This is a genomic window from Chryseobacterium sp. ERMR1:04 (genome assembly GCF_001297705.1).
Classification (GTDB): Bacteria; Bacteroidota; Bacteroidia; order Flavobacteriales; family Weeksellaceae; genus Chryseobacterium.
The window spans coordinates 327,613-340,221 of record NZ_LIRF01000005.1; the positions used below are offsets into that span (position 1 = coordinate 327,613).

At 37.4% G+C, this 12,609-nt stretch carries 9 protein-coding genes; 1 reads left to right on the forward strand and 8 read right to left on the reverse strand.

Annotated elements, in window-relative coordinates:
- Positions 1-32: 32 nt before the first annotated feature.
- Entirely contained in the window at positions 33-455 is a 423-nt protein-coding gene (locus AMQ68_RS11975; protein WP_123905681.1) for a hypothetical protein, read from the reverse strand.
- 526 nt (positions 456-981) lie between these two features.
- Here AMQ68_RS11975 and AMQ68_RS25330 point away from each other — a divergent pair.
- On the forward strand, positions 982-1,266 hold the full coding sequence (locus AMQ68_RS25330) for a hypothetical protein (protein WP_054510869.1): 285 nt from the start codon (positions 982-984) through the stop codon (positions 1,264-1,266).
- Positions 1,267-1,492: 226 nt separating this feature from the next.
- On the opposite strand, the gene AMQ68_RS11985 is transcribed toward AMQ68_RS25330, so the two are convergent.
- The 7 genes from AMQ68_RS11985 to AMQ68_RS12015 form a co-directional block, all read right to left on the reverse strand.
- Positions 1,493-1,972 (reverse strand): hypothetical protein, encoded by a 480-nt coding sequence (locus AMQ68_RS11985; RefSeq protein ID WP_241775112.1) that lies wholly within the window; start codon positions 1,970-1,972, stop codon positions 1,493-1,495.
- An 80-nt stretch (positions 1,973-2,052) separates the two neighbouring features.
- A complete protein-coding gene (locus AMQ68_RS11990; protein ID WP_082384046.1) occupies positions 2,053-3,306 on the reverse strand; it encodes a condensation domain-containing protein in 1,254 nt (417 codons plus the stop codon).
- Complete coding sequence (locus tag AMQ68_RS11995; protein ID WP_054510872.1) at positions 3,303-4,571, reverse strand: condensation domain-containing protein; 1,269 nt, start codon at positions 4,569-4,571, stop codon at positions 3,303-3,305. The genes AMQ68_RS11990 and AMQ68_RS11995 overlap by 4 nt, the downstream gene beginning before the upstream one ends.
- Before the next feature lie 332 nt (positions 4,572-4,903).
- Entirely contained in the window at positions 4,904-7,300 is a 2,397-nt protein-coding gene (locus tag AMQ68_RS12000; RefSeq protein WP_054510873.1) for a glycosyltransferase, read from the reverse strand.
- Positions 7,293-8,087, reverse strand: a complete 795-nt coding sequence (locus tag AMQ68_RS12005) for an alpha/beta fold hydrolase (RefSeq protein ID WP_054510874.1) — start codon at positions 8,085-8,087, stop codon at positions 7,293-7,295. Before AMQ68_RS12005 ends, AMQ68_RS12000 begins: the two co-directional genes overlap by 8 nt.
- A complete protein-coding gene (locus AMQ68_RS12010; protein WP_054510875.1) occupies positions 8,078-8,377 on the reverse strand; it encodes an acyl carrier protein in 300 nt (99 codons plus the stop codon). Before AMQ68_RS12010 ends, AMQ68_RS12005 begins: the two co-directional genes overlap by 10 nt.
- On the reverse strand, positions 8,365-12,603 hold the full coding sequence (locus tag AMQ68_RS12015; protein WP_054510876.1) for a type I polyketide synthase: 4,239 nt from the start codon (positions 12,601-12,603) through the stop codon (positions 8,365-8,367). Before AMQ68_RS12015 ends, AMQ68_RS12010 begins: the two co-directional genes overlap by 13 nt.
- Between the last annotated feature and the right edge of the window lie 6 nt (positions 12,604-12,609).

Consider the following 12,609-nt stretch of genomic DNA (forward strand, 5'->3'; position numbering starts at 1 on the left):
GGCTTTTTGTATTTTGAATATATTCCAAAAGCTTATCTCTTAGGAGCCATACTCGTTGCTCTGCTTGCCACTTCAGGTAAATTGGGCTGGCGGAAGAAAATTTTACCTTTACCATCTGTTATATTGATTTCAAGCTCAGATTCTCTCTCGCTGTAGGTATCACTTACTTTGTCATAAGGGTTTATTTTAAACACAAGATTGGCGTTAACTGGATTTTTATAGTTGCATTTTACAACTTTTGAAATCTTATAGGTATTTATTAGCTCGTCTCTGTCTTTCCTCATTTCTTTCACCTCAACAAAACCTTCAATAATATCATATTTAAGTGGAAATCCTTTACCTCCACTGAATGCGTAATAGGTTCCGCTATTCACACATGGAATATCCTGCCCAAAGGCAAAAGAACTTAATAATAGAAAAACGAAGCATGTAATTGCTGAAAATCTTTGCAACATATAATTAACTTTTAAATAATCTTCGAAATTAACGAAAGTGGATAATAATCGGGGTAGATTAAGTAATAAAGTTTTTGAAAAAAAAATTGGTTGAGTGTAGGTCATTCTCTACGCTTCAACAAAGTCTTTAAAATTCCAAAATGCGGACATAATTTTTCATCTTTTTCTTCGATTCTCACCTCTTGCTACGCTCGAAATACTAGATTTTTAATTTTTGGGATCTATTTTTTTTGCTGAATGAACTTTTTTTGAAGTGAATTTGTAAAATAATGTGGTACCTCGGTGAGAATAACTCTCCATAATGTGTATTTTTATTAAGTCAAATTATGGTGAATAATATTCTGATATTCATATAGTTTTATGGTTGATTTGATGGATATGTCAAATAATTGATTATTCATCAAATACCGTTTATATTAATGGAATGTTAACTAATAAAAATAATTAATTATTTTTTCGAAAATAATATAAACATATTGTAATTAATCATATCTTAGTGATGTATTAATTAAATAAATATACACTCATGAAAAACTTAAAAAAACTAAACAGAAACGAGTTAAAAACAATTACAGGTGACGGATTACTTGACAACATCGGTGGATTAATCGGTGGTCTAGGTGGTGTAGTAGGTGGCGTTGTAGGTGGCGTTGGTGGTGTTGTAGGCGGCGTTGTAGGTGGCGTTGGCGGTGTAGTAGGTGGCGTTGTAGGCGGCTTAGGTGGCGTTGTAAGCGGTGCTTTATGCCAAACACAATGTGTACTTAACGGTGTAATACACATTCAACTTCTTGCATGCGGATCTACTTGTTAAGATAAATCTGTATTATAAGGTATACCGCTCTTTTAAGAGCGGTTTTTTTATGGATTTATACTTCATTATTAATCATATTGTAGAGCTGAAGAATTCAATACTTCAAATGATTTATTGAGTACTTTGGCGTTTTCGTTAATTTTTAAAAGAACCAGATTATCTCAAAGTAAATTCAATAGATTTAAACTAAAAATAGAGGAGTTGGATGCGTATTTGAATCACCTTATTAATGATTACTGATCTCAGAATTAATTACCGTCACGGGTTTATACAAATGTGTTCTTAATTTTCTAATCGGAAGATAGGTAAATAGCACAGAAAGTAAGCCTGCAAGAACCCCAACAAGTATTGCCATTTCCAAAGCATCCAATTTATGATACTTGGATAAACTTAATTGCCCAAGCAACAAAAAGCATAGAACCAATAAACCGGTAATAATACCATGTAAAATACTCAGTTTGGTCATCAGCTTTTTGATATTTAGCTTTTCATCAACCATAAATTCAATAGCTCCCTGTTCAGAGGCATCGGTTACTCTTTTAATAATATCAATCGTAAGAACGACTGGTAGAAATATAGCCATCGGTAAGGTGAGCCGGGCCAGACATTGTGTTCCTGCAAAGAAGTGAGTGTAGCCCAACTCATTAAAACTTGCATAAGCAATAATAAAATTAAAAAACACATTGGGAAGAACATAATAAATCATTCGCTTTCTTAAAAAACGATTAAGCGTAGTTTTCTTTATTTTTTTAATTTTCTTAGTTCGGGCAGACTTCATGGTTAATTTCATAGGGATGAGGTCAATAATTCAATGGCTTTATCTTTAATTTTAGCAGCTTCTTCTTTTGGAAGAAAACTTTCATTAGACACGAACATAAAATCCATTTCCTGATTATAGGTTGTTGCCACCAAGGTATTCGAGTTCAACCATGGAAATGCTACCGTTGGACTAAAGATTGTTTCCAGTTTAAAATTTCTATATTTACGTTGAATATCAATTTTCCCCATATTAGACAACGTAATATCGTGTCCTCCTTTGCTGGCATTTAACATAGAGACCATGCGTTCAACAACCGGATGCATATGTTCACCCATCCAGAGAAGTTCTCTGGCTTCCATTTTTTCTATTTTTTGTACAAGATCTTTTTTGATATGTTTGGAATTTTCCAATATATCTGCATTGCCTTTTTTTAACGAGAGCTCAACAGTGGGAGCAAAGGCAAATATATGGTCTTGCTTAATTTCCGGAATAAAATGTCGAACATCCACAGGGCTTATTACTTTACCCTTAGCAGAACTGCCTTGTATCTCTTGGAAGGCCTTCATGAAAGCTGTAGACAATAAAGAATGTACAGAAATTTCATGAGTCTTACATTTTCCGGTGATATGTTTTGTTATTTGAGAATCTAGCTTCCAGTGTATGACATAGTTATTTCGGTGACTTATTTTTTTACTTCTTCGTTGCATAAGAAAGAAGCCTTTCGCTAGGAGGAGATAAAAATTAGCTTTGCGCTTCTTTTTTTTCAAATTGAAATCCTGAGGAAGAAAATCATTAACTGAATTAAATATCTGGTAAGGACTAAGTTCGTAACAAGGATCATCCAATAGAAAAAGGAGTTCTTTCATCAAGGCTACAAGAGAGGTCCCGTCACAGATACAGTGAGGGATTACCCAAAGAATTTCGGAGGTCTCTTCTCCGCGAATCCATACCACTTTTGCCAATGGTTTTTTATCATCATCAAACAGAGAATACCATTCATTCTTTGATTCCTGCAACCAATCGTCGTCTGTTTTTCGGTTCACCACATAGAATGGAATAGGCTCTATTTCTTTTTCTTCAACAAAAAAAGGATATTTTTCTGTAGTATTATCTATTTTCACCCGCAGTAAAGGGTGTTTCTTTTGAATTTTGGATAAAGCAGACCTTAAATCTCCCTTATCAATACGGCCTTTAATCCTTGCCGTAAAAACACAGTTAACCGGAGTTTCAGAATTTACATACATAATTCTTTCCACCATCATTAATTTTCTTTTCATCATGATACTGCCAGATATTCAATTTGTTTTTTAATCGTCTTAATCACTTCATCACGAATAGCCAAGGCATCCACATAAGGTAAATAGCCTTCACTTCCCATGAACGCAAAATCCATCTCTCCCCGAAAAGTTGAGGCTACCATGGTCGTCGTATTTCCCAAAGGACCAATAACCGAAGGACTGAAAACATTTTCTAAGGTAAATTCTTTGTATTGATGAGGGATTTGAATGCGTCCTAAATTAGAAAACATACAATCATTAGAAGATTTACCATGCTTTAACAGTTTGGTGAAATTCTTCAAAGCATCATGCGCAGATTCCATCACCATCATGGTAATGTATGGATTGAGTTTAGCGGTTTTTCGCTCCACCGAAGCTTGTATCAAACGCAGGTTTTCCGAAAAGTTCATTTTTTGATTGGCGGAAACCACGATCATTAATCCAAAAGCAAAAATATGATCATCTTTGATCTGATTCGCAAAACGCCTGATATCTACGGGGCATGAAACTTTGTTGAATGCCTTTTCACCCCTTACTTTTTTAAATACCTGAAGAACGGTTGCGCTCAGAAATGTATTCACCGTGATTTGCTGAGATTTGCAATAAGAAATTAATTCCTTGCTCGTATCCTTATCCAGCTTCCAGTGAACTAAATAATCACTTTGCCTGTCAACCGCTTTTTTTCCGACAGGAATAAATTTAATAGCAGTTGCAGCCAATCTGCCAATAAATTTAGCTTTTAGTTGCTGTCTACGATTGGCTAAAATTTCAGAGGGAACAACATCCTGAATTCCTAATATTGGATTTTCTAATCCGATTTCGGCAGATGGATTGTCCAACAGTTGCAAAAATTCATATAATAAAGTCATAGCAGAACCACCATCGCATAAACAATGATGGAACACAAACATCATCTCTGAAGTTTCCTCTCCTTTGATCCAGACAAATCGCATAAGGCCATTTTCTTTATAATTGAAGGTCTTATGCCACTCTTTTTTAGATTCTTCCAGCCAATCGATGTCACTCTTTTGGGCTAAAATTCGGATAGGAATTTTTATTTTTTCTGAAACTTCAAACCAAGGGATATCCTTTTCATCATGCTTAATGATGGCTTTTAGCCAAGGATGTTTTGCTTGAAGTTGATCTAAAGCATGTTGAATATCTTTCAGGCTAAACGTGCCCTTTAATCTGAACGGTATTACGGTATTAAAAGGTTCAGTTCCGTCACCTAATAACATGCGTTCTCCAAATAACAATCTTCTTTTCATATGCAGTTATTTATTGTTTTTTTTTGATTGTCCTTACTATTGTTTAACATTAATTTTAACGCAAAATCTGCATTTTTTTTCTTACCGTTTTATTTTTTGCAAGCGCGTTTTGCTTAGCAAAAAACCATAGACTTTTCTGTATTATTTTAAGTTTTGGCTAAAGCCGATTGGTTTTCTATTTTTATTTGAACGGTTAAAACCCGTTTCTATTGATAAAGACTCTATAAACCATGTCAAGGTTCAAAACCTTGACATGGTTTTACAAATAAAAGGTAGTTAAATATAATCGCCTATCATCCTTATTGGTTTTTATCTACAAAGTCATTATAGACTTATGCAGGAACTAAAGTTGATTGTTCTACAGAATTTTCCAATAATTCTACGGCACGATCGTTTCCTCCAGCGTTGATTAAACTCGATTGAACTTCCTTCGCTGCATTTCTGTACGTCGGGTTTTCCAAGAGCTCAAAAACAGTTTGGCGAAGTGCTTCTACGCGCAATCTTTTATATCGGATGCTGATTCCGCAACCTGCTTTTTCAATTAATTTAGCAATATGAAAATGGTCGTAAGCAATTGGTGTGATCAACATGGGTAATCCATTGGTAAACGTATCATTCACGGTATTAAATCCACCATGACAAATCACAGCATCCATGTGAGGCATCAAGGCAGATTGAGGAACAAAGCCACTCACGATAAAGTTAGAAGGCCATTCCTCGAAAATTTCCGGTGGAGTAGCGGCAATTATCGTTAAGGGCTGATCTGCAAATGCAGCGATTACTTTTTCAAAAAATGCTTTTCGAATATCTACTAAAAGAGTTCCTAATGAAACGAATATTTTTGGTGTTGTGGATGCGTTTAGTTTGTCCCAATCAAAAGGTGCCGGATTTGGGCGACCTTTTACCGGACCCACAAATTGCATGTGTGATGGAACTTCTTCAAAATCAGCAAATTTTTGTGACGTAAAAACCAAGTTTAATTCATGCGAATGAATAAAAATACCTTCATCTTCAATTCCGACTTCTTTTTGAAGTTCCTTGATTAAATTCTGCTGCCATTCAAAAATTTTAGGAGCGCTATTCGCAGTATCTCCCATCACATCGGGTGGAACAGGCGTTGTTGTTACACACGGAATATTATTTTTATGAGCAAACAATGCTCCCCCAAAAGTGATACAGTCGTTCACAATAACATCGGGTTGCCAGTCTTTTGTAAGCGTTTCCAATCCGGGCATCATCATTTTAGCAAAAGGAACATAGGTTTCTTCTAAAGCTAATTTCATCACCTCAGGTCCTGAACATGCAGGTCCGTCATCTTGTCTTTTTAAAATCCTTTTAATTTCATCCTGATACGGAATCAAATCTTCTTCGGGATAAAAATAACTTCCGCCTTCAGGAATATGTTTGTTATCTAAAGGGGTAATTCCGAACCATTTTACTTCATGTCCACGGGCAATTAAACTCGCACCTACACTCAATGTCGGGCTGATGTGTCCAAAAAATGGGGGAACTACAAATAAAAATTTAGACTTAGATTTTTCCATATTAGAAGTTGGAATAGCATTTTCAAGGAAATTGGCTGCTGTTGCGCTTCCACCGGCTTCAATGAAAGATTCACGAATGGTTTCGGCAGCTTTTTTATATTCAGGATTCGTTAAAATATTTTGTACGGCTTCGTTTAAATGATGCGCTTTAAATCGATTAAAATTAAGACGTTCACCTGCTCCTGTACGCACAACACGGCCCGCAACATGCGACTGGTCATACGCAATCGGAATCACGACCAAAGGCAAACCGTTTGATAATGCTTCGGAAACCGTATTATGACCGCCGTGAGAGACAACGCCGTCTAAATGCGGAAGTAAATCCAATTGAGGAACTTGTTGATACACCATGAAATTCTCCGGCCATTGCTCAAAAAGTTGAGGATCTGAAACCACCACAACCGTTAAGTTTTCATCTTTGAAAGCATCAACAACCTTTTGGAAAAATGCTTTTTTGTGTTCGTGGTCGAAAGTGGTGCCAATGCTTACCAGAATTTTCTTTCTTGGATTGCTGTTGAATTTTTCCCAGTCAAATTCACAAGAAATACGACGTTCCGTAAGAACCGGACCTGTAAATTGATAATTGGAAGTCAGATCCATTTCACCAAAGAAATACCTTGATGTTAACACCAATGTCAATAAATCTGAACAATCTAAAGCTCGGTTTTCTTCAACACCTAATTCCTGTTGTAACGCGATAATTTGCTTTTCTTCCCATTCATGAACTTTAGGAAGTTCGCTCATAATTTTAATGGCAGCGGGAGCGGTAACCGTCGTAGCGTAAGGCAAGCCTAGTTTTTTCGCAGCAATAGAAGCCGCAAATAACTGATGGTCTCCAATCACTAAATCGGGTTGGTATTCTTTTAATAATGGAATAATCCCATTGTAAGTATGTCTGTTCAAAGGAATCAAAACATCTTCGTAAAGGAATTTAATGCTGTCGATTCCGTAAACTACTTTTTTAGAAATGATATCAAGATAGTTTTCACTGTCTTTTTTCTCTTCGTCGGTTTGATCATATTGAATGAGTAGCAATTCTCCTCCTTCGGGAAGTTTGCTGATTAGATTTTTATCAAGACTGATCCAAGCCACCTCGTGTCCTCTTTCTAGAAGAGTAGCGCCGATGCTTAGGGTTGGGTTCACATGACCAGTCAGTGGTGGAACTATAAATACAAATTTAGCCATGGTTTTGTGTTAAATGTGTTGATAATGATTGAGATAAAAAATGGACAATCGTTTCGGCAATCAATGCAGGTTCCTGAATTGGGATGTTGTGATCTCCGGGAATTAATTCTAATTCAGCTTGCTTGATCTGTGCATTCAGAGATTCTCCTGTAGGTCTGCAATTTGAATCTGAACCGTACAATAATAAGGTTGAGGTTTCCAGTTGAGACAGGTTCACTTCAGTAAGAAAATGCTTTTCCTTAATCATATCTGCTTTGATACTGGTTTGATTAAACAAGAACTCATACATGCGATGGTTTTTTTCCATCTGCCTTTTCCCCATTTGCACTTTGGTGGTATCTGTAAAATTGGCGACATAATGCTCCAGAAACTCTTTGCTGTATTCATCAATGATATTTCTGGCTTTTTCGTCCTGAGGATCGGGCGCTTCGATAACCACTAATTGCTCAACGCGGTTGGGTGCTTTCAGAGCGGTTTTCAAGGCAATAAGACCTCCAAAACTGTAGCCGACAAGATGTGCTTTTTCAATATGTAAAATATCCATTAAAGCCAAGACATCGGAAGACATATTTTCCAAATCATAACCGTCTGTAAAACGTTCGCTCATGCCATGACTTTTTAAATCATACATCACAACGTGGAAGTGTTTTGCGAGAATCGGAGCAATATTAAAATAATAAATAGAAAGGTTGCTGAACATACCGTGAATCATTACCACGGTTTGTTCAGCTCCTTTGTTGAGTTCCTGAATGTGAACTTTCTTATTGTCAACAGTAATTATTGGCATTCGTAGATATAATTAATAATCATACTTAAATCAAGGTTAATCAACTCGTCCAGATCCATTGAAGACAGCCATCCCGTGAAATCGATTTGCTCTCCAAAATGCGCTTTGATCTTCTCCGAAAAAGAAACAATTTCAATACTGTCCATTTCCAGATCTTTGGTGAAAGAACTCTCCGGTGTGATGTCCATTTCCTCTACAAATTCTTCACCGATAACTTCTGTGATAAAACCTTTTAACAGTGTGAATAATTCTTCGTGATTTAATTTTAGTGTTGTGTTTATAGTGTCCATCCTATGATATAATTTTTATGTTTAATTGTTTTGATTTCTGTTTGATTGATCCATAAAGAATCCTCTGTGATTTTTTCGACTTCGAGTTTTTTTGGATTTCCTTTTAATCCTGTCCCTAAAAACTTTCCGTATGCTTCCTTAGCTACCCAAAAACGGGTTGTCCATTCTGCCTGATCTCTGTTTTTTAATAAAGCTAATTCATTATCGGTAAAGACCAGATCGTAGAATCCTGAACTGCGTTCTTCAATGATTTCCATATCAATTCCGACTGCTTTTCCGCTGCGGGCAATTCCCACGGCATCTTTCCCTTTGTGAGCGAGAGAAATATGAATATCTTTTGTAAACTCACTGATTAGATAAGGTTTTCCAACTTCATCAGAAGCAACTTCAAAAGTGATAGGAAAGCAAGGATGATTTTTCTCTTGTTTAAGGAGATTTCGTACCGCATCTTTCACGGCTACACGGCTTACCATCCAGCTTTTTCTCTTATTAGGAAACAGTTTTTGATGATGTTGTTTTTCGGTTTGATTGAAATAACGTTTCAGGATAAAATCCCATGAAGCGACTCTGGTATAGGCCTGATGAAAGAAAAATACCTGAGGCGCAATTTCTTCCGAAAGACGGTTGTGCAAAGGTGACATAGAAACGTTCCATAAAGGTTCATCAATTTCCAGTCGACGGTTTTGCCAACCTGAAATTTTACACCACACTGTATTGTTTTTGGTTAAAAGAATATCTCCAATCGCAAACTCGTCATTCATTTCAGTCAGGCTGCAGGTACACTCAAAAATACCGTCCTGATCGTGTAGATCACCGAAAAATTCAATGTCTTTGATTTTTACAGGAAATGCAATTCTATCTTTCGTTAAGGTAAGTTGTAACCATAGTCCGAATAATTGCCCGGCATTATCAAGTAAGGAACCTTTTCCTCCGTTTCCTTTAATTTTTCCGATAATTCCTTTCGTTCCGACCTTTGAAACTTCCGTTATTCCCTGATAACATTCTCCATGAAACATGTGTTTGTCGTAGATTTCTTCAGGTGTTCTTTCGATAGGTAACACATCACCGATTGAAAGATTAAAAGTAGGATTGGGGCGAGAAGATGAGGTTAATACCACTTCAGCATTCACGAAATTTTCAATATCTAAATAAGCGTGATTAGTGGATTTCCATTCTGCTTTCACCGTTTTTTCAAAAGGTTGGGCAACGTTCATCCATTGAAACACACTTACGTTCATGATTTTATGAACTTGCGATCCTTGTATTTCTGCTTGTGCAATTTCTGCTAATTGTTCAAAGATCATCGTCATTGGAATCACGGGTTCCATATCGGCCACTTCATGCCAGCCTTTCGGTTGTCTTAATAAACTGTGGTCGATAAGATAAGGGTGGCTTTCCAATGTAACGTATAAAGTTTTTTCAAAATTCTTGCTTATCGGAGCCTGAACTTTTGGTAAAACCACATTCGGAATTGAAACTTTCGGACGATCCTGAAATAAGGTCAACACTTCTTCCTGCATACGAATCATATCCGAAATATTATTCTGAAATGCCTGTACCAAAGGATGTCCAGATTTCGCCACAGGAATAGAAACGGTATTTTGCTTTGAAGTTCCAAAAGATTGAGCCAATGCTTTTACTTCTTTAAAATCACGGATAATAGGAGAGCCTAATTCAAGTTTAATCCCTTTCCCTGATGATTTTTTGGAGAACGTATGGATGTCTAAAAAGTCTAGCGCCACCACTTTACCTTCCACGAATAATGCGGCTACCACACGTTGTAATTGTGCTAACGCAGATCGGGTAGGAACGCTGGAGGCAATCGTGCTGAATGCTTTTCCTTTCAACGTATCATCAATAAATCCAATCAATCCGCCTGTTCCGATTTGAATAAAGAATCTTGCATCTTCTTCGTACAATTTATCGGTAAGTTCACGGAAACGAACGGGTTGTACAAGGTGTTCTGCACTCAGTTTTCTGATCGCGTCCTGATCTGATGGATAAGGCTCCAATGTTGTTGCAGACCACAATGGGATTTTTGTTTTTTGAAATTGTGCTTTTTCCATTCCTGCTAAAATCACATCCAGTTTATCGGCGATAAAAGGCGAGTGAAAACCAGATTGGAACGGCAATATCTGATGAAATATCTGTTTTGATTTTAATAACGGTACTAATTCATCCAATGCTGCATTGCTTCCGCAAAGAATTACCTGATTCGGGCAATTGTCATTGGAAATATAGACGTTCGGAATGTCTTCAATAATAGGTTTTATGGTTTCAATTCCGGCTCCGATGGCGATGAATCTGGAGTCCTTTAATTCAAAGGTTTCAGGATTAAGGACATCAATTAAAGCTTTTACAGAATTTACTTCCGCCAATTCAGAAGAATAACCTGCCAGCCATTCTCCTAAGCTGTGTCCGGCATTCATATCCGGTATAATTCCCAATTTTTTTAATGAATTGTCTAGAATACTGCACTTATTGAAAATGTTTAAGGCATCGTTTAACAACCCTTCACCTTCAGTTTCTATAGGAGCGGTTAAGTTGAAATAACGGCTTACACTGTCAATTTCCCCTTTTGCTAATCCGTCTAATCCGGGGAAAACAAAAGCTACTTTTTCTCCATTTTGCAATAGAGGAGTGTTGGTGTACCAAATATCCTGTTTGTTGCGCCAAGGATTATTTTTGGCGACAATTTTAAGGGCTTTTTCTATTCTTGCAGGGCTTGGATCAAATAGTGCAATACGATAATCTCCTTCACCTAATGTACTTTCGTTATTTTGCAAAGCAGATAATAATGCTTCATGCGTTGGTCGGGCTAAGATGAGAACTTTATCTTTTTTCGGCATGTCATATCCTTCCAATACAACATGGGCATTGATGCCTCCAAAACCGAAAGCATTGACTGCCGCTACTTTAGGTAATCCAGTTTTAGACCAGCTTTTTGCTTCCTGAACAGGTTCGAATCTGGTATTCTGCATATCCAAAGTTGGATTTTCGCAGTATAAAGTCGGTGGCAATGTATCGTGATGCAAAGCCAGACAAGTTTTTATTAAACCAGCAATTCCCGCAGCAGGCATCGCGTGCCCGATATTCGATTTTACAGAACCAATCCCTGCTATTTTAGCTGATTCTTCTTTTCCAAAAAACTGAGCTAACGTCTGAAGTTCTGTTTTATCTCCAAGTGGTGTTCCTGTGCCGTGAGCTTCCAGGTAACCGATTTGTTTTTCATCTAGATCTGCATTGCTCCAAGCTTGTTGTAGAGCTTTCAATTGACCTTTGACCGCTGGACTCATTACGCTGGTTCCGTTACCATCGCTGCTTACGCCAACGCCTTTAATGACTGCGTAAATTTTATCCTGATCTCGAACGGCATCTTCCAATCTTTTCAACACCACAAAACCACAACCTTCACCAATCAACAAACCATCGGCATCATTACTGAAAGGTTTAATTTGTTGTTGACGGGATAACGCACCCAATTGTGCGAAAATACTCCAGAAAGCAGCATTTTGTCCAGTGTGTACACCTCCTGCAATCATAATGTCGGATCTTCCTCGTTGAAGTTCCTGTACCGCGTGGTCTACTGCAATTAAAGCACTTGCACATGCGGCATCTACGGTAAATGCAACCCCACCTAAATTGAATCGGTTAGCCACTAAAGAGGCCACCAAATTGGGAATTAATCCCATCGCAGTATCAGCGGCAAAACGTCCTTTCTTTTCCTGAAAAGCGTGTTTTACTTTTTCAATATCGGCAGAAGAAACTTCGGGTAATAATTCTTTTAATAACGAAGAAATCTGTTCTCCAGTTCTTACGATTTCAATAGCACGGGTAGCCCCAGGTCCGGTATAATTTCCTTTCCCAATGATGATTCCTGTTTTTTCAAGCGAAATTTCTTTTTGAAAAATTCCTGCATCGTCCAAGGCTTTTTGAACCAGATCCAACGTTAATAAATGATCGGGTTCAGTCCCTTCAACGGCTAATGGTAAAATTCCAAAAGCGGTTGGATCAAATTCATAATCAGAGATAAACCCACCACGCTGACAGTAAAAGCGGTCAACCGGATTGGTGGTATCGCTAAAATGAACAGGATCAATTCGGTCGGCTGGAGCTAATTGGGTAGAGTCTACTTTATTGACAATATTCTGCCAAAAAGTGTTGGCATCCTGTGCCCCCGGAAAGACACAAGATAGACCAATGACTGCAACATCTGTTTTTTTCATACGTAT

What these genes read in the sequence shown, in the direction of transcription:
- AMQ68_RS12000 (WP_054510873.1), bottom strand. Translation starts at nt 7,300, where the DNA reads ATGGCTAAATTTGTATTTATAGTTCCACCACTGACTGGTCATGTGAAC.
- AMQ68_RS11995 (WP_054510872.1), bottom strand. Translation starts at nt 4,571, where the DNA reads ATGAAAAGAAGATTGTTATTTGGAGAACGCATGTTATTAGGTGACGGA.
- AMQ68_RS12010 (WP_054510875.1), bottom strand. Translation starts at nt 8,377, where the DNA reads ATGGACACTATAAACACAACACTAAAATTAAATCACGAAGAATTATTC.
- AMQ68_RS11975 (WP_123905681.1), bottom strand. Translation starts at nt 455, where the DNA reads ATGTTGCAAAGATTTTCAGCAATTACATGCTTCGTTTTTCTATTATTA.
- AMQ68_RS11985 (WP_241775112.1), bottom strand. Translation starts at nt 1,972, where the DNA reads ATGATTTATTATGTTCTTCCCAATGTGTTTTTTAATTTTATTATTGCT.
- AMQ68_RS11990 (WP_082384046.1), bottom strand. Translation starts at nt 3,306, where the DNA reads ATGATGAAAAGAAAATTAATGATGGTGGAAAGAATTATGTATGTAAAT.
- AMQ68_RS12005 (WP_054510874.1), bottom strand. Translation starts at nt 8,087, where the DNA reads ATGCCAATAATTACTGTTGACAATAAGAAAGTTCACATTCAGGAACTC.
- AMQ68_RS25330 (WP_054510869.1), top strand. Translation starts at nt 982, where the DNA reads ATGAAAAACTTAAAAAAACTAAACAGAAACGAGTTAAAAACAATTACA.
- AMQ68_RS12015 (WP_054510876.1), bottom strand. Translation starts at nt 12,603, where the DNA reads ATGAAAAAAACAGATGTTGCAGTCATTGGTCTATCTTGTGTCTTTCCG.